The sequence below is a fragment of the Sphingobacterium sp. JUb56 genome, from assembly GCF_014191365.1.
In the GTDB taxonomy this organism is placed as follows: Bacteria; Bacteroidota; Bacteroidia; order Sphingobacteriales; family Sphingobacteriaceae; genus Sphingobacterium; species Sphingobacterium anhuiense.
Window position 1 is genome coordinate 547,935 of the sequence record NZ_JACHWL010000002.1, and the last position, 21,452, is coordinate 569,386.

15 protein-coding genes and 1 tRNA gene are annotated in these 21,452 nt (G+C 36.9%); 7 read left to right on the forward strand and 9 right to left on the reverse strand.

Annotated features, from left to right (window positions below; translation table 11 throughout):
* Positions 1–11: 11 nt before the first annotated feature.
* The 9 genes from FHR29_RS21915 to FHR29_RS21955 all read right to left on the reverse strand — a co-directional run bounded on the left by FHR29_RS21915 (position 12) and on the right by FHR29_RS21955 (position 15,227).
* Complete coding sequence (locus FHR29_RS21915; protein WP_183917222.1) at positions 12–1,196, reverse strand: SPOR domain-containing protein; 1,185 nt, start codon at positions 1,194–1,196, stop codon at positions 12–14.
* A gap of 43 nt (positions 1,197–1,239) precedes the next feature.
* Positions 1,240–2,976, reverse strand: coding sequence for a TonB-dependent receptor (locus FHR29_RS21920; protein ID WP_132769022.1), 1,737 nt, complete (start codon positions 2,974–2,976; stop codon positions 1,240–1,242).
* 6 nt (positions 2,977–2,982) lie between these two features.
* Positions 2,983–6,018, reverse strand: coding sequence for a tetratricopeptide repeat protein (locus tag FHR29_RS21925; protein WP_183917225.1), 3,036 nt, complete (start codon positions 6,016–6,018; stop codon positions 2,983–2,985).
* Between the two features lie 237 nt (positions 6,019–6,255).
* On the reverse strand, positions 6,256–7,194 hold the full coding sequence (locus tag FHR29_RS21930; RefSeq protein WP_021188731.1) for an aspartate carbamoyltransferase catalytic subunit: 939 nt from the start codon (positions 7,192–7,194) through the stop codon (positions 6,256–6,258).
* Between the two features lie 27 nt (positions 7,195–7,221).
* Positions 7,222–7,770 (reverse strand): bifunctional pyr operon transcriptional regulator/uracil phosphoribosyltransferase PyrR, encoded by a 549-nt coding sequence (pyrR, locus tag FHR29_RS21935; RefSeq protein WP_132769026.1) that lies wholly within the window; start codon positions 7,768–7,770, stop codon positions 7,222–7,224.
* Positions 7,771–7,856: 86 nt separating this feature from the next.
* On the reverse strand, positions 7,857–9,251 hold the full coding sequence (locus FHR29_RS21940; RefSeq protein WP_132769028.1) for an APC family permease: 1,395 nt from the start codon (positions 9,249–9,251) through the stop codon (positions 7,857–7,859).
* A gap of 158 nt (positions 9,252–9,409) precedes the next feature.
* Complete coding sequence (locus FHR29_RS21945; RefSeq protein ID WP_183917227.1) at positions 9,410–10,042, reverse strand: gluconate 2-dehydrogenase subunit 3 family protein; 633 nt, start codon at positions 10,040–10,042, stop codon at positions 9,410–9,412.
* A gap of 5 nt (positions 10,043–10,047) precedes the next feature.
* Entirely contained in the window at positions 10,048–11,784 is a 1,737-nt protein-coding gene (locus tag FHR29_RS21950) for a GMC oxidoreductase (protein WP_132769032.1), read from the reverse strand.
* A 434-nt stretch (positions 11,785–12,218) separates the two neighbouring features.
* Complete coding sequence (locus FHR29_RS21955) at positions 12,219–15,227, reverse strand: DUF2723 domain-containing protein (RefSeq protein ID WP_132841240.1); 3,009 nt, start codon at positions 15,225–15,227, stop codon at positions 12,219–12,221.
* Between the two features lie 291 nt (positions 15,228–15,518).
* On the opposite strand from FHR29_RS21955, the gene FHR29_RS21960 reads away from it, so the two are divergent.
* The 7 genes from FHR29_RS21960 (at position 15,519) to pstB (ending at position 21,451) form a co-directional block, all read left to right on the forward strand.
* A tRNA-Gln gene (locus FHR29_RS21960) sits at positions 15,519–15,589 on the forward strand.
* A 652-nt stretch (positions 15,590–16,241) separates the two neighbouring features.
* Positions 16,242–17,198: a ribose-phosphate pyrophosphokinase gene (locus tag FHR29_RS21965; RefSeq protein WP_021188717.1), complete on the forward strand. Its 957-nt coding sequence runs from the start codon at positions 16,242–16,244 to the stop codon at positions 17,196–17,198.
* A gap of 140 nt (positions 17,199–17,338) precedes the next feature.
* On the forward strand, positions 17,339–17,935 hold the full coding sequence (locus FHR29_RS21970; RefSeq protein WP_183917229.1) for a 50S ribosomal protein L25/general stress protein Ctc: 597 nt from the start codon (positions 17,339–17,341) through the stop codon (positions 17,933–17,935).
* A gap of 179 nt (positions 17,936–18,114) precedes the next feature.
* On the forward strand, positions 18,115–18,969 hold the full coding sequence (locus tag FHR29_RS21975; RefSeq protein WP_183917231.1) for a substrate-binding domain-containing protein: 855 nt from the start codon (positions 18,115–18,117) through the stop codon (positions 18,967–18,969).
* A gap of 8 nt (positions 18,970–18,977) precedes the next feature.
* Entirely contained in the window at positions 18,978–19,868 is an 891-nt protein-coding gene (pstC, locus tag FHR29_RS21980; RefSeq protein WP_183917233.1) for a phosphate ABC transporter permease subunit PstC, read from the forward strand.
* Entirely contained in the window at positions 19,858–20,715 is an 858-nt protein-coding gene (pstA, locus tag FHR29_RS21985) for a phosphate ABC transporter permease PstA (RefSeq protein ID WP_183917235.1), read from the forward strand. Before pstC ends, pstA begins: the two co-directional genes overlap by 11 nt.
* Positions 20,705–21,451, forward strand: a complete 747-nt coding sequence (gene pstB / locus FHR29_RS21990; protein WP_132769040.1) for a phosphate ABC transporter ATP-binding protein PstB — start codon at positions 20,705–20,707, stop codon at positions 21,449–21,451. Before pstA ends, pstB begins: the two co-directional genes overlap by 11 nt.
* Position 21,452: the final 1 nt, after the last annotated feature.

Consider the following 21,452-nt stretch of genomic DNA (forward strand, 5'->3'; position numbering starts at 1 on the left):
TTTATATTAGACTATTTCGCTATTTTCTCTACCCATGCTCCTGAAAAAGTCTTCGCGACAGTTGCCTGGTCCCGATCTGCTTCTTCTTTTGTCATGTAGGTATCCCAAATCACACGTTTTTTATTTCTTTTAAATTTGCTATCAACTGCCCGCACAGTTTGATAACCTTTTTTACGCAACCTCTGCACTTCCTCTTCTGCCAACTCCATTGTTTTTGGCGTGGCAATAACCAATTGATAATTGGGCTGTGCTACAGGTACTGATTCTTTTACGACTACCGTTTCCTTTAGTGTTGTTTGAAGTGCTGCTGTATCCACTTTTAAAGAATCAACTATTGCAGTTGAATCTTGCTTCAATTGTGTACTATCGATTTTAGGTAGTGTATCCACTGGTGCGGGAACGACGACCGGTGCTGTTGCTTGTTTCTTTCCAAACAATTGATCCTTCAATGAAGGATTAAGCAAGAAAGCAACAATAACAGATACCACAATAATGATCGCTGCTGAAATATAATACCAAACTGTATTTGATTTAGTACTTCTTTCCTGATAAAATATCGCTGGATCAGTTTCTACTCTTTCGTCAATCGTTTCGGATACAGGTTCATGTATTATCGGCGCTACAGGTGTTTCAACTTGTGAAGGTGCTACCACTACCGTTTCAGGTACGATTTCCTCTTCTACTTGCTCTGTATCTGCCGGTTCATCCTCGATAATATCTTCCACGGGTTCCTCTCGTTCAGTCGGAGAAAATGGAATATTTTCTTCCAATTCACGATCGGGAATAACAGTCTCTATTTCTGGAGCAATAACATGTCTGATCGGTTCAAAATTAAAACCTGAGAGATCTAATGGTTTAAAAACTAAACTTGAACCATAGCTCACAATGTGTCCTAAGTCTTCAAGTTTAGCCTGTCCATTTTGGATCAATTGATCCTTTAAATCAGCAACAGCATCCTGCAACACCTGCGTTGCGGCATCAAGATTCAGGTTTTGCTGTTGTTGTATATAATGAATAAAATTAAAACCGCTTTCAGCTGTAGAATCAAATTCCACATAAGAAATAGGTGGTAAAAACAGGTCGCGCTGCTTATCGAATTGAGCTGCGGAATGCTTTCTTTTGAACACCCCCAAGCCCTTAACGTAAACTTCAGCGTAACGCTTTAATAGATTATTGATGTTTTTACCTAAATTCATTCTTGTTCCTTATTTGCTAACGCAAAGTTATAATCTTCTTGTATTAAAAAGAAAAGTTTATACCACCAATTATATTAAAACCTAAACGTGGGTAGTATTGATAGCGCTCGTACTCTTTTCCAAAGATATTATTAGCCTTTACAAAAACACCCAATTGCTTTTTAATCCGGTACTCTGCTCCTGCATTAAAATCTGCAAAAGAAGGGATGGTTACTTTACTTGGATTTTCAGATCTTACTGTTGCACTTGTATATGTATAAGCTAAAGCGGAAGTCTGCCCTTGTGTAGATAATTCAGCATCTACAAAGAATTTATCCGAAATATTGAATCTTGCATTGGCTAAGAAACGGAATTTCGGCAATGACCATGCCTCTTCATTATCTTTCACTTTGTAATCATCGATATTAAGTTTACCGCTTAAATTAACCAATTGTGAAACACGGACATTCATCTCACCCTCTATACCAAAATGAGTTGCTTTACTTGAATATCCATCATAAATGACATCAAATTTGTAGGGAACAAAACCGCCTCCTAATTCTTCTCTACTATTCACATACAAAGGAAGTCCTTCGATCTGCTTGTAAAATGCTTTTACTTTATAGCCAAAATTTGCTCCTGCATTACCCTTTAATCCTGCATATACATTTAGTTTTTCAAGAGTATTGCGTACATCAATATTGCTATTTAAGTAAGGATTTTCTTTTGCAAAACCACGTAATGATCCTTGTTTAACACCTCCATTTGCACCTGCAAATAAGTATACATACTGCGGTACAACTGCAAAATCAGCTTCCACTGTTGGAAAAACATTAAAACGGCTGGTATCTCCAAACTCAGAAACGAGATTGGCACCCAAAGTAACATTATAATTATCACCTTTAAATTTAATGTATGGATTGATCGATGCTACATGATTTTTTGTTGCCACCTTAACATCTTCAACTGAGTTAAAGCTAGCACTTAGATTAGCCCCCACATTAAATGTATTGACTTTTTTATTCACATAACCGGATATGGCGAATGAATTTTCTTTAGCATCATATTTATCTTTAAAAAGATAAGCATCTGCTTTCGCAGAATAGCTTACCGCCCCGGCCTTATCCACATCTGCATTACTTGTCAGTTCACCGTTGAAATAGATATCATTAAAAGCTTGTGCCTCTGGCGTGGTATTGATTAAATTAGAACTGTTATCAAACACCTGTCCGTAGAAGTTTGTCGAATAACGATTATATCCTAAAGTTCCATTTACTGTAAAAGGTTCGTAAACACGACGGCCAAAAATACCGACATCCTGTGTAGCGAACTTCTGACCTTCAATACTGCCTTTTTGGTTTAAGTGCTTGGCAAATAATCCGAATCGTGTATTTTCAAATTTATCGACGGCCAAATATGCTTCTCCTAAGATGGTATTGTAGTTTCCTACACCAAATTTAACATAGTTACTTGTTTGATCAGCAAGTTGTGAGAAAGGCAATTCTTTCACATTTAACTCACGCAATCCAGTATTGATATCGAGTTTCTTATCTGAAATATTATTATAGCTCAACTTAGGCTGATACTCCCTTTTATTGGTCATATCAGGACTACGACGGATTTTTACCGCATCTGCAAGAATAGGTTTATAATCACGTACGACATCAAAAGAATCAATTGTCACTGGTGTAGCAGGATCAACTTTTTTTGGTGTTTCTTGTGCAAAGGAGTGCATTCCAGCTCCCAATAACAAGGTCGCTAATGTATATTTCTTCACTGTTGTATTGTGCAACTTCTTCATTATTTCCTATTTCTTTTTGTTCAATTTTTCTAGACGAGCTTTTGCTGTTGGCAAAATATCATCCTTACCGTCATAATTCTCAATCACACTTTCTAAAGTAGATTTCGCCTGGAAGTTATCTCCTTTTCCTACGTAAGCATCTGCCATTAGTATAAAACTTTTTGCAACCCAGTAATCATAAGATGAAAACGAATCTGAAACATCAAAAGCAGATTTAATAGCGGCTTCGTATTCTTTATTTTCATACTGCATCAAAGCAACATTATAGCGTGCTTCGGCACCAATAACTGTACGGCTCTTCAATGCCGCTAAATTAAATTCCTTCAGCGCTTCTGCACGCTTACTTTGTTTCAAATATGCTTTACCTGCATAAAGTGATGCATTTGCGATCTCTTCCTCAGATGATTTTTCGTAATTTCTTACTGCATTGGAATAATTCAATGCTTCTTTATAGTCACCGATCTCGAAATAGCTGACCATTAAATTGTTGATCGCATAGCTGTAATTAGATTTATACTCAGAAGTCAATTCTAATTTTTTCAACAGTTGTGTTGCTTCATTATATTTCTTCTGTTTCAAATATAAGCGTGATACACTCACCAAAGTACGTTCTGTATAAGCGCTTGTCCAGTCATTCAAGATAATGTTATAGTCATGTAAGGCCTCATCGGTATGACCTAAAGCAGCATTACTTTCAGCGCGGATAAAACGTGCATATTTCTCTTGAATAGGCTTAGGGAATTTATCAAAATAAGCATTCACGGCTTCAACTGCACCTTGGAAGTTTGATCTTGAGAATAGTGTTGTTGCTGTCGAAAATGTACGGCTATCCTGCTCAGATGTTGTTAAATTTCCAATATTGGTACCAGTAGCATATTTGATATAACCAGTAGCATCACTATTGTCTAAATAGATATTTTCAATAGAACGCATTGCTTGCTTAGCTTCATCCGTTGTTGCATATTGATCCACTACGCGTTGGAAAGTCTTTAAAGCAGCTTCGTTATTATCTTGATTATATTGTACTAAACCGATTGTTACCAAAGCACGAGGTACATAACTGCTACGTGGATATTTCTCCACCATCGTTTGCAGACCTGAAATAGCTTGGTCGGACTGTCCCATTAAGAAATAAGTGTATGGGATCTCAAAAGAAACGTCATCGGCATAATTTGATGTCGGATATTTAGCAATTACAGACTTCAGCGTGGCAATTTTACCTTCATTATTTCCCTGTAGTCCCTGAATGATACCACGTTGGAATAATGCGTAATCTTGACTTGCTGCTTTCCCATTAATCAATCGATCATACTGTTCCATTGCTTTACCGTAGTTCTTTGCTGAGAAATAGGAGTCTCCTAAACGAGCAATAGCATCGTTACGGGTATTCAACTCGATTCCTTTTGAACCACCTGTCGCTAAAAAGCGTTCAAAATAATTTGCAGATGTATTGTAGTTTCCATTTCTAAATGCAGCATATGCTAAAGCATAATTGGCATAGTTGTAAACATCAGTTTTAGCTGCTGCCGGTAGACGTAAAAATTTATTAAAATTGGTTACGGCTTCTCCATATTTACGAACTTCATACATCGCCTCTGCTTTCCAGTAGGTAGCTAACGCATAGATTTCTTCATCATAACGATTTGCTTCAGAACGCATGAATAATGAAATTGCATTTTCAAATGCACGTTCGTTATAATATTCTAAACCTCTATAGTAAGTTACTTTTTGATAAGCGACATTTGCTTCTCTACCTCTTTTCTGAATGGTCTCTAAGATATCAACAGCTTCGCGGTAGTTCTTTGTACTCAATAAAACTTCAGCTAATAAAGTTTTCGCTTCTTCCTGACGTTTTGATTTTGGATAAGTTTTCAGATATTCCTGAGTGGAAGCTAATGCTACTTGATGGAATTCCAATTCGTAAGAAAGCTTAGCATAGTTAAATAATCCTTCTTCTTGCAGATCTTTATCAAAATCTAATTTTGAGGCTTTGAAGAATGCGTTACGTGCTGCTTGCTTATTTCCTTTTTTCAAGAATGAATCTCCCAATGTAATCATCGCACTTTGATAATATGCATCAGGTTCTGTCATTTTTTCCAATTCTGTTATTGCCTTATCATAATCTTTCAATTTGTAAGCGATATAACCGATTTGGTAGCTATCTTGATTATTCTGTGTTTTTCCTTGATCTTGTGCCTGGAACTTATCGTAGTAACTTTTGGATGATTTTAAATCTCCTTTGATAAAGTAGGTCGCCGCCACAATACGGAACAATTCGGTTTCATTCTCCTGTTTCGTGCGTTGCATGATAGGCAAGGCATAATCCAAAACGTCATCGTAACGTTTGTCCAAGAAATACAAAGCTGTAATGTAATAAGGATAACTTGTTTCAAATGTTTTTGAACCATTCAAACGTTCAAACTCATTTAATGCAGTTTTATACTCCGCATCTAAATAACATAAATAAGCGTAGTAATATATTGATGCTTCCTGGTATTCAGACTTTTGATCTTTTAATGTTTCAAAAAGTGGTTTGGCAGCAGTATAATTCTTTGTTGTAAAGTAAGAATATCCTAATTTAAAACGATATTCTAAACTTTCATTACCTGCCAGATTTTTACTATCGATTTTGGTAAACCACTCAATAGCTTTTACATAATCTTTCTTAGCATAGTAAGATTTTCCAATTTGAAAATATGCTGCTTTTGCGTTAGCACTACTTGGATAGTCTTTGATATATTTCAAAAACTGTGCTTCGGCATCTGTTTCCCCCAATTCTAAAGCGCATACAGCTTGATAATAGCGTACATTTTCTTTTAACAGCGTTAGTTCTTCTGTTTCATCCAATTGCAGAGAGGATTTTGTCCGCAACGCTTCTACACGATTAAATTGTTCTGAAGCAGATGTAAATTTGCCTCTTTCAAACAACTCCATCCCGGACTTGTATGCTTTGTTGATTTGTTGCCATTCTGTTTGCTGTGCTAAAGCTGGTGTCGCCATCAAACTTAGCGCAAACCCTACCTGGTAAATCTTTTTATACATAATATGTGAAATATTTTATATGTTTTTATTTTGTATTGCAAGTACTTAGCTCAAAAAAGCGAAGTAAAATTCATAGTAATATTCAAAGTACTAAATTAAGCCTAAAATAAGGAGTTTTCCTCAAAAGTTATTCACAATTGTTAACATTATCCAAAGTATAACGTATTTAATACAAAAAAAATATGCCTGATTTAAAAATAAAAAATCAGGCATATTGATCTATATCGACAATTAATGCTATCCGCGCTGTCCTGCCAATAGGTAAAGTACAGCCATACGTACTGCTACGCCATTTTCTACTTGATCTAAAATAATAGAGTGCGCGCTATCTGCAACGTCCGAAGTAATCTCTACCCCTCTATTAATAGGTCCTGGATGCATAATTGTTATTTCTTTATCCAATGAATCCAACAGCGTTTTATTCAATCCATACAACATGGTATATTCTCTTAGGGATGGAAAGTAAGCGATATCTTGTCTTTCCAGCTGGATGCGTAACATATTGGCTACGTCACACCAGTTCAAAGCTTTCATTAAGTCATGCTCCACTTTTACTCCTAATGAAGTAATGTATTTAGGAATCAATGTTGTTGGTCCGCACACCATCACTTCAGCTCCCTGTTTTTGTAAACATAGAATATTGGATAGTGCTACACGTGAATGGGTGATATCACCTATTATGGCAACTTTACGTCCTGCGACATCTCCAAAGCGCTCACGAATCGAGAAAGAATCTAACAAAGCTTGAGTCGGGTGTTCATGTGCTCCGTCGCCGGCATTAACAATTTGTGCGTTAACATGCTTACTTAAAAACACACCTGCTCCGGCATAAGGATGACGCATAACAATCATATCAACCTTCATCGCTAAGATATTATTGACGGTATCGATCAATGTCTCACCTTTACTTACAGAAGAAGAGGAGGCCGCAAAATTAACGATATCTGCAGAGAGTCTTTTTTCAGCTAGCTCAAATGATAAACGTGTACGTGTAGAATTTTCAAAGAAGACATTTGCGATTGTAATATCACGAAGTGAAGGAACTTTTTTAATCGGTCTGTTTAAAACTTCTTTAAAGTTACTCGCTGTATTTAAAATTAATTGAATATCAGATTCATTTAAATCTTTTATTCCTAACAAATGACGTGTACTTAATTGTTCAGCTGTTGATGACATTTTTAATGTATTCAGATTTTCTTTATTCTATTTCTTTTCTGTTACCAAGATGATACTATCTTGATTATCCAACTCTTTCCAATTCACAATGACTTTCTGAGAATCAATAGAATCCACTTGGATTCCAATGTAATCGGGCTGGATCGGAATCTGTCTCGAAAAACGGCGATCAACCAGAACCAATAGTTCGATACGTTCAGCGCGACCAAATGCTTGGATTGCATCCATTGCAGAACGAATGGTTCGACCAGTCCAAAGGACGTCATCCATTAAAATGACTTTCTTACCTTCTACAATAAAATTAATGTTTGTGCTGTTAGCTAAAATGGGACCATCGTTTCCTTTTCTACGAAAATCATCACGATAAAATGTAATATCCAAATCACCACTTAAAATTGAAGTACCTAACATCTTCTCTAATTCCTTGACAATGCATTTGGCTAAGAAAGTTCCGCGAGGCTGTATACCAATTATAACTGTATTTGAAAAATCTCCATGATTCTCAATCAATTGACGACAAAGTCTTTGAATGGTAATCTGAAATTTTGGTCCATCTAATAAAATCGACTGTTTCATTAAGGGAATGTTTAAGCAAACGTACCACTTTTTTTGAAAAAATCCGAATAAAAGATGAATTTAATATATCCAACGTCCCCTAATCTTTATTCAATCGGAGATGCTTTCTTTTTATTGATCAACCAATATACAGGAAGTCCTAAAATAATAAGAATAAATCCTGGCCAGGTATACTGTGGTTTATACAGGATGAGCAAAATACAGAAAGTGGCGCCAATAACAAGATAAATAACCGGAACAATGGGATAACCCGCAGTTTTATAAGGGCGATCCAATGTTGGTGCTTTAAATCTTAACCAAATAACGGCAAACACCGTGATCATGTAGAAAAGCACAATAACAAAGGATATCATATCGAGCAAATCGCCATACTGACCACTTAAACATAGCAAGGATGCCCATATACCTTGCAACCATAAAGAGCGCTCGGGAACTTCATACTTATTATTGGGGATTGCTTGTTTCAAGAACAGTCCATCTTTAGCCATACGCTGAAATACTCTTGCGCCGGATAACACAATACCGTTGACACAACCAAATGTGGATATCATGACTAAAATGGCCATAATGATGGTACCTGTTTCCCCTAAAATTTTATGTGCTGTTGCTACTGCAACCCGATCATTGACTGCAAATGCAATTTCATCTCTGCTTAAAGCAGCAAGATAAACATAGTTACATAGCAGATACAATACCATAACTAAAGAAGTTCCAATCACCATTGCACGTACGACGTTGCGTTTTGGATTTTCAATTTCTCCTGCTATAAATGTTACATTTTCCCAGGCTACACTGCTAAAAACCGATCCAACCATTGCCGCCGCTATACCTCCTAAAAGGATACCACCACTGATATCCGTCCAACCAAGGCCTTTTAAATTTTGATAGGAACTTAATCCATAACTTAAATTTTCTGAAAAATGATTCTCTTTAATCATAAATATACCACCTATGATCAACAGAATTAATGCAATTATTTTTGATGATGTAAAAAAAGACTGAATCATTTTACCACTTCGCACTCCCTTCGTATTAATAAAGGTGAGGACTAAAATAATGAACATGGCTAATACCTGAATCCAGGTGATCTTAAATGATCCATTTTCATATAAGGGAGGGGCATTATTAAGTTCAGGAATGAGATAGGCTGTAAATTTACCGAATGCCACAGCGACCGCAGCAATAGTGCCTGTCTGAATGACGGTAAAGAGACTCCAACCATATAGGAAGCCCGTCATTTTTCCAAAAACTTCCGTTAAATAGGTATATTGACCTCCTGCTTTTGGAAATAAAGCTGATAACTCACCATAACAGATTGCCGCCGATACAGTCATTATTGCAGTAATAATCCAAACAATAATCACCCACCATCCGGAACCCAATTGCCGCATCATGTCCGATGAAACAATAAAAATACCGCTTCCAATCATTGATCCCATTACAATCATAATGGCATCCCAAAGTTTGAGTTGTCGATTCATATATTTTAGGTTGGTTACCTGACAACAAACTTACAAATATTCCTGAAAAACAACAGGTTGTCGAAAAATAAAAAATGCCTTCATTTCTAACTAAAATAGAAATGAAGGCATAACAGTTTTGCGTATATTTAAACGCTTTATTAAAGTGAATTTTAGTCCTATCCAAAGAATTTAGATGGATCAAAACCATGTTCTTTCAAAACATCGTCGGGCACACCTGTCCACACTCCTGGTGTGTTTCCTTTAAAACCGATAGCCTTTACACCGATTTCACTGGTATAAAATCCAGAAGAAGTTAGGTTACGCATCAGCGAGAAAAAAGCAACTCCTTGTTGCATTTCAGGTCTTGCTAATTCGGGATATGCAATATCATCTACAATCGCCAATTGCTCCTGTTGTTTACAGTTTACAAACGCTTGTCCAAATCTCTTTTGACTGTGTACATCCAGCCATTTCAATCCGCCACGCATTGGAATTTTATTATCTGGTAAATCTTTTACAATGAACTCGATAAAATCTGGTACTCCAGCATCTGTAGCACTTCCTGAAGATGCATCCTTTGGTATGATGATATCTGCTAAAACAGTTATTGTTGCAAACTCATGTTCATTAAAGAATTTTTCTTCTTGTAATGCTTTAGTACGTTCATATTCAAAATCCTGAATTCCGGGGATTCTGTCTGCTGCATCTGCAACAGCAGTTTTACTATTATCGGTTTTACAGGAGCCTGCCAGTAGACCAGTCCCAGCAGCGATCAGCCCTAATGCTTTTAGTGATTCTCTTCTATTCATGAGTTCTAGCTATTTAAATTTTTCTTTTCCTGTAAAATATATTCTGCTGTACGCATTGACAGGGCCAGGATAGTCCAAGTCAAATTTTTATCACCCTGTTGTACAAATGGCCCGGCATCTACAACAAACAGATTTTTACAATCATGTGCTTGCCCCCATTTGTTCAGAGCTGAAGTTTTAGGATCATTTCCCATACGTGTGGTGCCACCTTCGTGGATAATTTTTCCTGGTGCTTCTAAACCATACAATGTATCTGCTCCCGGAATCTTTGAGGTTATCACAGCTCCCATTTCGTGCATAACAGACTGAAATGTTTCTTGCATATGCTTTGCCTGTGCAATCTCCTCGTTTGCCCATTTATAATGGAAGCGCAAGACGGGTATTCCAAATTTATCGACTTTATTGGGGTCTATTTCACAATAATTATCTATTCTGGCTAATGCCGTTCCTCTTCCTGCCATACCTACATTAGCACCGTAAAAACTGTTATAATCCTGTTTTAAAGATTCTCCATATCCACCTAATGGCTTTTGCTTACCATCAGGGCCTTTTGCATTGTTATTTACATTGGGCACCCAGTTTAAAAAACCATAAGAAGGCATGTGTAAACCTCCTCCATACTCAATATGATAGCCACGAGGAAAATTAAGCTTCTTATTATCTTCCCACCATGGTGAGTAGATATGTACGCTTCCAACTCCATCTTCATTATAACGTTTACGGTCTAACAATTGTGGTAAAAAACCGGAGAGACTTGCTCCCGTTGAATCATGAAGATATTTTCCCACAACACCACTGCTGTTCCCTACACCTCCTGGATGTGCTTTAGATTTCGAGTTAAGCATTATGCGCGCACTCTCACATGCACTAGCTCCTAATATGACAGTCTTTCCTTTCACCGCATATTCCTGCAAATCTTTAGTGTCAACATATGAAACCCCGATAGCAATCCCTTCATCATTGGTCAGTACTTCACGAACCATTGCATTATCGATTACTTTTAGATTTCCGGTCTTTATTGCTGGTATCACCAAACAGGAAGATGAAGAAAAATCGCCATATACTTTACAGGCACGTCCACACTGCCCGCAATAAAAACATGTACCTCTACCTTTGATTTCTTTGGATACTTCCGTTAATACTGCTCCACGCCCCGGAATAACAGGTACCCCTGCTTTCTTTGCGCCCTTGGCTATATACAGCTCATTCAATCGTGGTTTTGGTGGTTTCATAAAGATACCATCAGGTTCGTTATGTATGCCTTCTACTGTACCATATACACCGATCATACGATCTACACGATCATAAAAAGGTTTAACTTCGTCATAGGTAATTGGCCATGCATCAGTAACACCATCTTTAGGTTTGAAATCATCAGGCCCCATGCGCAATGATATTCTGCCCCAGTGGTTGGTACGACCGCCTAACATACGGGCACGAAACCATTCAAATTCAGTACCTGCTACTTTACTATAAGGCTCTCCTTCAAGTTGCCATCCCCCGTATGCGGCGTCAAAGTCGCCAAAAGGACGGGTCGTCGAGGCACCGCGTCGGGGAGATTCCCAAGGCCAGCGTAGCTGTTGAGAATCTTTTGCCGGGTCATAAAAAGGACCGGCTTCCAACATCAGCACTTTAAGGCCTGCATTGGCAAGTATATAACCCGCCATACCACCACCGGCTCCCGAACCGACGACAATAGCATCATAGACTTCTGTACTTTCCTTTATTTGATAATTTACCATAATCAATTTTTAATTTTCTTAGAAGCCGTTTATCTTACGTTTGAAAAAAATAAAACAACATGCACTTCAAATCTGTTTGGTTATAATTAATTGTATAGATGAAAGGACAAATTAGGTAAAATTACTCAAAATCACAAAACCGTTTTATCGTTTTAGCGCTTTGTAAACAAGCCTTTACAATTACCCTCCCATCATCCCCTTTTTATGACCATAAACCATATCAAGACTAAAATAAAGTTAGTATAAAGGTTCAGTTAAGAAAATGACTTTTTAAAATGTCAGTATTAATGCTTGTTCATTCAAATATTTTTAATGTCGTAAAAAACACCTCCATGGTCGATCACTTGTTCTAGTAATTGTCTGCTAACAAAAATAATAGACAAAAAAGAGGGGCTTGCAAAACTGCAAGCCCCTCTTTTTTATCTATTAATCTACTATATTCCAAACTGCTTTTTATAATTTTCTTCAAGCTGTTGTATTTCTTGTAGTAATTTCGTCTCTTTTGTCTGAGATAAAATACTCTTATAAACACCCAGTGTTCTTAAAGCAGTTTCAATATTTGAATATTCCAATTCTGGTTTTGTCTGCGCAATAGCATTATAATAAGACATATTTTGAGTTAAGAACTGCAAATTACGCTTAACAATGTCGTTTGCTTTTTGAGTTTCACCGACACTGTATAAAACATTAATGATCGGTGTATAGTTTAAAACATCGCGCATCAAGAAAACACGTTTCGGCATTTTGTCGTACACTAACAAAGCGATTTCTTTCGCTTCTTTCTCTTTTCCTTGTTCCAAGAGCTGTGTTGCAGTACTTCCCGTTATTGAGTTGACAATTAAACCAATCATACGGTACGATTCTGGATCCAAGTAAGGTGATGTTGCCATATTTCCCCAAGCATACTTCTTGGTAATATCAGTATAAGCGGCTTCAGTATTTACAAGCGCTCCTGCATTTTCTTTTGCAACCTGAATAGGCATCAAACGATATGCAAAACCTTCCTGCACTAGGTACTTGTCTAGACCTAAGTAATTATCATTTGGAACTGTAGCGGCAAAGTAAATAGGTCTTTTCCAATTGTTATCTGCTAAAATAGATAAGATCGACAGTTCGGCTCTGGTTACATAATTCTTATTATAAGTCCATGCTAAAGTATCTGGAATCGTATTTTCCCATTCCTTTGGTACTGTTTTATTTTGGATAACCGCATTTCTATCTACCGCTAAAGCAAGATTTTTAGTTGGTAAGAAGTTCTCAAATTCACCTGAGTTCAGCTGTGCCTTATTTTTAGCATCATCCGAAAGCATAAACTGTAAAACTAAATTTAAATCAGCATGTCCTGGAATTTGAACATCTTGAAAGTACATCACATCACGCACTCCTTTTTTAAATTTCTCTTTATCAATATTGATCGGTAACGCATCAGCATCATTTGCCTTTTTCTGCATTTGAGCCATATACCAATCGGCACTTAATAAACTTAAGTTTACGACACGTACATCTGTTCGTATACCTTCCACTTCCTGTGCATACCACAATGGATAAGTGTCGTTATCCCCGTAAGTGAATAAAATAGCATTAGGAGCACAAGATTCTAAGTAATCTTTAGCTAGATCACGCGCCGTTAATTTATGTGAACGATCGTGATCATCCCAGTTTTCTTTTGCTAATAAAACGGGTGCTGCAAGTAAACAAACCACTGTCGTAAGTCCTGCCGCTGTTTTAGGATTCATTTTCTTACCTAAGAAATCTGCTATCGCAAAAACCCCTAGTCCAATCCATATAGCAAATGCATAGAACGATCCAGCATAGGCATAATCACGTTCACGTGGTTGTAAAGGACTTTGATTTAAATAAAGAACAATTGCTAAGCCTGTAAAGAAAAATAACAATCCAACAACACCAGCATCTTTTTGTCTTTTACCGAAGTGCCAGAAAGCACCTATTAATCCTATAATTAGCGGTAAGAAGAAATACTTATTATTTGATGGATCGGTATTTAAAGAATCAGGAAGCGCATCTTGTCCACCTACCAACATTTGATCGATCGGTTTAATTCCAGAGATCCAGTTTCCTTCTGTAAAAGTACCGTGTCCTTGCTGATCATTTTGACGACCTGCAAAATTCCAAAGGAAATAACGACCGTACATATGACCGATCTGGTAATTAAAGAAGAATTTTAAGTTATCACCAAATGTCGGAGACTGTCCTTCACCTAATCTTAAATAGTCCTGATAATAGCCAGGATGACCATCTCTATTACTATACACACGAGGGAATAAAACTTCTTTATCGTATTGGTAAGTAGATCCTGTCTGGATTTTTGTATACTTATCTTTATCTTTTCTGTAAGAATAGGTAGGTTCTACTCCTGTAACTTTAGAATCAAAGTTAGGACCTTTAAATAAAGGCTCACTAGCATATTGCTCACGTCCTAGATAACTTAAGAAAGTAAAGGCATTTTCTGGATCACTATTATTTAACGTTGGATTTGCTTTTGCACGGATCATAATCATGGCAAATGAGCTGTATCCGAAAATAATAAAAGAAGCACTGATCATTACGATATTTAAGATCGGTTTTACTTTTTTGATCGAATACCAAATACCATAAGCTAATAATGCAACCAATAACACAACAAAAAATGTGAATCCTGATCCAAATCCCAATCCTAATGTATTGACGAAGAATAAATCGAAATAAGCCGCGAATTTAACCGAGTACTGAATGATACCCCATAAGATCACCGCTAAAACCACTACTCCTAATAAGAATGACTGAATAGCTCCTTTGCTTGTAATTGTCTTTGCTCTCTTAAAGTAAATAACAACTGCAATAGCAGGGATAACAAGTAAGTTTAATAAGTGAACGCCTATGGAAAGTCCCATTACGTAAGCGATAAAAATCAACCAACGGTCAGCACCAGGTTCATCTGCATGGTTTTCCCATTTTAGAATACCCCAAAATACGACAGCTGTACATAAAGAAGACATGGCATATACTTCGGATTCTACTGCTGAGAACCAGAATGTATCTGAGAATGCATATGCTAAAGCTCCTACCAATCCTGATCCGAAGATCTTGATCAAATCTGCACTTGAATATGTTCCATCTACAGATTTTGTGACCACTTTTCGAGCTAATGCTGTAATGGTCCAGAATAAAAACAAAATGGTAATACCACTGCATACTCCAGATCCCACATTCATCCAAAAAGCAATTCTTGTAACATCTCCCCCTGCAAGGTTCGAGAATATATTTTGAATCATCAAAAATAACGGAGCACCTGGTTGGTGAACCACCTGCATTTTATATGCTGAGGCGATAAACTCACCGCAGTCCCACCAACTCGTTGACCTTTCTGCGGTTAACATATAAGTGACGGTAGCAATAATTGCGCAGGCCCACCCTAAAACATTGTTAATTTTAGTATAGTTCATATAATTATACTGTATAAAGATTATAATACGTTCCGAAAATAAGGATATTTAATAAGAAACGAATAAATTATATTTTTTTATACGCTTAAACTCAAATTTGTTACTGCCAGATAGGCTCTATACTAGGCAAAGAACTGGTCTTTCAGAATAAATTAAAAAATTATTAGCCTGAGAATCAATTAAAAGGCATTTACCGTTCATTTTTTATTTGCAGAAATGAAAAAGCGCCGTATATTTGCATCATCAAAAGTGACCAACACGCTTCCATAGTGTTACACTTTTGAGAATGTTTGCCCGATAGTATAAGGGTAGTACGACAGTTTTTGGTACTGTTTGTCTTGGTTCGAATCCAGGTCGGGCAACATTAAAAAAAGCTTACTTCGGTAAGCTTTTTTTGTTTTAATACATTTTCAAAAATACTTTCATGATGTATTAATCCAATCCTGTCTAAAGGGAGTATGTCCATAATGTATACTACACCAAAAAGATAGTTCTCAATAAATATTTCCACCAGTAGTAAATATGACACCTGTTAGTAGATACTATTCAAAAGAGGTTATCATACATTATACACCTTGAGATTGGATTTTGAAATTCTACACTTGTTTAACACTAAAAATATCGTGGGTAACAGTCGAACTATTATAATAACAAAATTATGCAATCTACTTGACTTTTACTTTTTCCTGCTCATAATGAGGCATTATTTAAATTTTTACATTTTTTTTTCGATTGAAATTTTGAAATTAAAAACATTTATCTAACTTTGCACCATCGAAAGGATAAAGGTTGACATGTCAATCGAATCTATAAGATAGATTGCTCGATAGTATAAGGGTAGTACGACAGTTTTTGGTACTGTTTGTCTTGGTTCGAATCCAGGTCGAGCAACTTTAAAAAGAAAAAAATGGATTGTTATAAAAACAATCCTTTTTTTTTAAGTCATTAGAAAGTAATTGGCAACATACAAACAGAAAATTCTATTCTAATCCACTATATCAAAAATAAAAAACCATGCCTTTGCAATTCAACACGGTTAAGTTATTCGCCGGTTCTGGCACTACAGAATTAGCAGAAAAAATCGCTACCTCCTACGGGAAACCTCTTGGAGATAAAACGTTATCTCGTTTTAGCGATGGAGAAATCCAACCTTTTTACAATGAATCAGTTCGTGGAAGCGATGTATTTATTGTTCAATCAACAAATCAACCAACAGACAATTTATTTGAATTATTGTTGATGATTGATGCAGCAAAGCGTGCTTCAGCCCATTACATTACTGCTGTAGTTCCTTATTTCGGTTTTGCACGTCAGGATCGTAAAGACAAACCACGCGTAGCCATTGGTGCTAAAATGATTGCTAATTTAATTACCGCAGCAGGTGCACACCGCATCATGACAATGGATCTACATGCGGCGCAGATCCAAGGTTTCTTCGATATTCCTGTTGATCACTTAGACGGTTCGATTATCTTTGTTCCTTACATCAAATCATTAAACCTTCCTAACTTAACGATTGCATCTCCAGACATGGGTGGTTCTTACCGCGCACGTACATTTGCAAAATTCTTCAATGCAGAAGTAATCATCTGTGACAAACGTCGTAAACGTGCCAACGAAATTGAATCAATGTCTATTATTGGTGATGTTACTGGTCAAGACGTTGTTTTGATTGACGATATCTGTGATACTGCAGGTACTTTATCAAAAGCAGCAGCTTTGATCATGGAAAGTGGCGCTAAATCTGTGAGAGCAGTATGTACACATGCTGTATTATCAGGTAAAGCTTACGAAACAATTGAAAACTCTGTATTATCTGAAATGATTGTTACCGATACCATTCAATTGGATCCAGAAAAAATGAAACAGTCTACTAAAATTAGAGTGTTATCTACTGCAGAATTATTTGGAAAAGCAATTAAGAATGTTAACCAACACGGTTCTATCTCTGATTTATTCGAAGTTGAATAAGCTAAATATTTAGAATTCAAAATATATTAAAACCTTTCTCTTTATGGAGGAAGGTTTTTTTTGTTATAATATTAGCAAGGACAGTAACATTATAACAAAAAAAACATATCTTTGCACCTTAAATTTTAATCAAATTAAAGATGAAATCAATTGCTATTAGCGGTTCTGTAAGACAGAGCGTAGGGAAAAGAGATGCAAAAGAATTGCGTTACGAAGGTAATATTCCTGCAGTTCTTTATGGTGGTTCTACACAAACTCACCTTTCTGTATCCGCAGCTGATTTGAAACAAGTTCTTTACACTCCAGAGGTTATCTTCATTGAATTAAACCTTGATGGAAAAACTGTAAAGGCTATCGTTCAAGACGCTCAATTCCACCCATTAACTGACTTAGTTACTCACGTTGACTTTTTAGAGTTGAATGATGAGAAAGAAGTTACGTTAAATATCCCTGTTAAGTTAACTGGAACATCTCCAGGTGTTAAATTAGGAGGTAAATTAGTTCAAAAATTACGTAAATTACGTGTTAAAGCTTTACCTGAAAACTTGCCTCAAGAAATTGCAGTTCCTATGGAATCTTTAGAGGTTGGTAAATCATTCCGCGTAGCTCAAGTTGTTTTAGAAAACGCTAAAGTTTTAAACAACTCTGACGATACGATCGTATCTGTTATCATGTCACGTGCTTTACGTCAAGCAGAACAAGAAGCTGCGAAAGCAACTAAAGGTGGTAAAAAATAATCTTTCGGGATTTATTAAACAGCTTATTAAAAGGCATCGAATTATCGATGCCTTTTTTTGTTAAGAAAAGTTTAGGGAATTAATTCTTAACACCATCTTAACATTGACTTTATCACGAATTAACAGTGTATCATTACTTTTGAGATCATCTTCAGGTCTCGACTTGTTTTATAAAAGTAATGAAAAAACACATTTTTGGATATCCTCAGATATTCCTGTTCTCCATCCTTATTTTGATTCAAAGTTGTGCTGATTCCGATCATGCGATCAAAATGAAAGGTTCAGACACCGAAGTGAACTTAGCTGTAAATCTTGCAGAAGAGTTCTCTAAAGAAAACGCTGATTTTAGTATAGCTATCTCCGGTGGAGGTTCAGGTCTAGGTATCACTGCTCTCCTCAATGGACAGGCTGATATTGCAAATTCTTCACGTCCACTTACAGAGGACGAGATTGATCTCTTCAAAGAAAAAAATATTCCTTTAAGAACGGTTGTGTTTGCGGAAGATGCTACGGCATTTGTGGTGAATAAAGACAATCCTATTGACTCCATCAACCTAAAAGATCTAGCAGAAATTTTAGATGGGAAACAGGATTCCTGGTCTAAATTGTCAAACAGCAATTTACCGATCACCATTTACGGTAGACAGAGTAGTTCTGGAACTTATTCTTTTGTCAAGAAAAAATTAAAAATCAAATTCAGTCAAGCAGCGAAGGAGATGACTGGTAATTCGCAGATTTTAGAAAGTGTAAAACTGGATAAATCTGGTATAGGGTATGTTGGCGCAGGTTATATCTCTCAAAACACCAATGTTCAGCAAGGAATCAAAGTTTTAAAAATCATTGATAAAACGAATACAGCTGTATCGCCATTAGACCAAGAGGCCATCCGTCAAAATCGATACTACTTCCAGCGTCCGTTATTCCAATTTATTCCGGAATCATCATGGGAAAAAGTAGAACCGTTCATTTCATTTGAAAAAAATACGAAAGGCAAAGCTTTAATCGAATCTTCGGGGTATTACGTTATTCATTAATAAAGGTTATGAAGTATAAAAATAGAATTTTAATTGATCGTGTTGCCCAGCACACGTTCAAATTGACAGGATATCTTGTGTTAGCACTTCTAGGTGGTATCTTCGGAATGTTACTCTACAATGCTATTTCTTTCTTTTTAGAAGTAAAACCATTGGATTTCCTAACAGGACGTGAATGGAACCCTACAGCTGCAATTCCTACCTATGGTATTTTACCATTGATCGTGAGTACAACAATTGTTGCATTTGGCGCTATGGTAATTGCGATCCCTTTGGGTATTGGTACAGCAGCTTACATTTCGGAATATGCAAGTCCTAAAGTTAAAAATATATTGAAACCCTTAATCGAAATGCTTGCCGCTATTCCTTCTGTTGTCATCGGTTTCTTAGGAATTGTATTGGTAGGACCCAAAATAGCATCGCTTACAGATCTTCCAAATGGACTAAATGCTTTAAACGGTTCTCTTTTACTTGCTATTATGGCATTACCGACCATCATCACCATTTCTGAAGATGCCATCCATGCTATTCCAAAAACTTATCGTGAAGGTAGCTATGCACTTGGCGCAAGTAAATGGCAAACGTTGATCAAAATTACTATTCCAGCAGCAGCTCCGGGAATCATTGCAGCCGTTATGCTCGGACTTGGAAGAGCCATCGGTGAAACTATGACGGTATTAATGGCGACTGGGAATGCTGCACTTTTTCCTAAGGATTTCTTTGACTCGGTCAAAACCATTACAGCAACAATTGCTATAGAAATGGGCGAAGTGCCTTTTCAGACAACACATTACTTTGCTTTATTTGCCATCGCAATTGTATTGTTCTTCATGACTTTAATAGCCAATCTGGTTGGTGAATATTTTATTAATCGTTTTAGAAAATATCATGCGGCTTAATTTTAAAAAAATAACTCCCATTATTGAATGGGGTTCATTATTACTTTCTACTGGATTAGTCTGTTTTTTCATTATTGTCATCCTTTACGAAATTTTTTCAAAAGGCTGGTCTGCGATCTCGTGGTCTTTCATCACTGAATTACCAACCGATGGTATGACTAAAGGTGGCGTGCTTTCGCCAATAATCGGAACAGTTATCTTGACATTGATAACGGCGCTATTTGCAATTCCTTTTGGTGTCTGCTGTGCGATCTACTTAAATGAATATGCCAAAAACACATGGCTAACACGTACCATCAGAGCTTCTATACGTAACTTATCAGGTGTACCATCGATCATCTATGGTTTATTCGGATTAGCATTATTTGTGCAGGGCCTACATTTTGGAACTTCACTTTTATCTGCTGGTTTGACATTGGGGCTTTTATCCTTGCCCTATATCATAACGACAACGGAAGAGGCGTTACTACGTATTCCTGCGAGTATGCGTGAAGCGGCACTTGCTGTTGGGGCTACAAAATTTGAATCGATTAAAGATGTTGTGCTTCCAGCTTCATTGCCCGGTATCCTCACGGGTGTTGTTTTGACATTATCGCGAGCGGCAGGTGAAACAGCGCCAATTTTGTTTACCGGTGTTGCATTCTACATTACAGATGTGTCTGTTAACACTAGTCAGGAATTTATGGCTTTGCCTTATCACCTTTACATGCTGTCGACACAGCATCAATCTATAGAAGAAGTGCGTCCATTGGCTTATGGAACTGCACTCGTACTTATTATCGTGGTTTTCTTAATGAATTTAACCGCATTTTACATTCGTTATAAATACAGAAAAAATGACCAATAATTTATATACCAAAGATCTGAATATCTGGTTTGGTTCTAAACATGTTTTAAAGGGAATTGATATTGAGTTTCCTGAGAAAAAAGTAACGGCATTGATCGGTCCTTCCGGATGTGGCAAAAGTACTTTACTTCGCTCCTTTAACCGCATGCATGACCTAGTTCCTGATGCTAGAATTGAAGGAACAGTCAGTATCGACGGTCAAAATATTTATGAAAAAGGTATCTCGGTTACGGATATACGCAAGAGAATAGGCATGGTTTTCCAAAAAGCGAACCCATTTCCAAAAAGTATCCAAGAAAATATCGCTTACGGCCTGAAGCTGAACAATCTAGATGCAAGTCCTGCTGTTATTCAAAAAGCTCTTGAAGAGGTGTATCTGTGGGATGAGGTGAAAGATGATCTTAAAAAACCGGCAACCCGTTTATCTGGTGGACAGCAACAACGCCTATGTATTGCCCGTGCAGTTGCACTTCGTCCTGATGTTATTTTAATGGACGAACCTTGTTCGGCTTTGGATCCGGTGAGTACCTTGAAAATAGAGGAACTGATCCATCAGTTAAAAGAACAGTATACGATTGTTATTGTGACACATAATATGCAACAGGCACAACGTGTGGCTGATAAAACGATCTTCATGTATCTGGGTGAAGTGAAGGAAGAGGGTGCTACTTATGATATCTTTAACAATCCGCAACATGAAATTACGAAAAACTATATTAGCGGACACTTTGGATAAG

Excerpts from the sequence above, each read along its gene's own strand:
- FHR29_RS21915 (WP_183917222.1), bottom strand. The coding sequence starts at position 1,196 with ATGAATTTAGGTAAAAACATCAATAATCTATTAAAGCGTTACGCTGAA.
- FHR29_RS21920 (WP_132769022.1), bottom strand. The coding sequence starts at position 2,976 with ATGAAGAAGTTGCACAATACAACAGTGAAGAAATATACATTAGCGACC.
- FHR29_RS21925 (WP_183917225.1), bottom strand. The coding sequence starts at position 6,018 with ATGTATAAAAAGATTTACCAGGTAGGGTTTGCGCTAAGTTTGATGGCG.
- FHR29_RS21930 (WP_021188731.1), bottom strand. The coding sequence starts at position 7,194 with ATGTCATCAACAGCTGAACAATTAAGTACACGTCATTTGTTAGGAATA.
- pyrR (WP_132769026.1), bottom strand. The coding sequence starts at position 7,770 with ATGAAACAGTCGATTTTATTAGATGGACCAAAATTTCAGATTACCATT.
- FHR29_RS21940 (WP_132769028.1), bottom strand. The coding sequence starts at position 9,251 with ATGAATCGACAACTCAAACTTTGGGATGCCATTATGATTGTAATGGGA.
- FHR29_RS21945 (WP_183917227.1), bottom strand. The coding sequence starts at position 10,042 with ATGAATAGAAGAGAATCACTAAAAGCATTAGGGCTGATCGCTGCTGGG.
- FHR29_RS21950 (WP_132769032.1), bottom strand. The coding sequence starts at position 11,784 with ATGGTAAATTATCAAATAAAGGAAAGTACAGAAGTCTATGATGCTATT.
- FHR29_RS21955 (WP_132841240.1), bottom strand. The coding sequence starts at position 15,227 with ATGAACTATACTAAAATTAACAATGTTTTAGGGTGGGCCTGCGCAATT.
- FHR29_RS21965 (WP_021188717.1), top strand. The coding sequence starts at position 16,242 with ATGCCTTTGCAATTCAACACGGTTAAGTTATTCGCCGGTTCTGGCACT.
- FHR29_RS21970 (WP_183917229.1), top strand. The coding sequence starts at position 17,339 with ATGAAATCAATTGCTATTAGCGGTTCTGTAAGACAGAGCGTAGGGAAA.
- FHR29_RS21975 (WP_183917231.1), top strand. The coding sequence starts at position 18,115 with ATGAAAAAACACATTTTTGGATATCCTCAGATATTCCTGTTCTCCATC.
- pstC (WP_183917233.1), top strand. The coding sequence starts at position 18,978 with ATGAAGTATAAAAATAGAATTTTAATTGATCGTGTTGCCCAGCACACG.
- pstA (WP_183917235.1), top strand. The coding sequence starts at position 19,858 with ATGCGGCTTAATTTTAAAAAAATAACTCCCATTATTGAATGGGGTTCA.
- pstB (WP_132769040.1), top strand. The coding sequence starts at position 20,705 with ATGACCAATAATTTATATACCAAAGATCTGAATATCTGGTTTGGTTCT.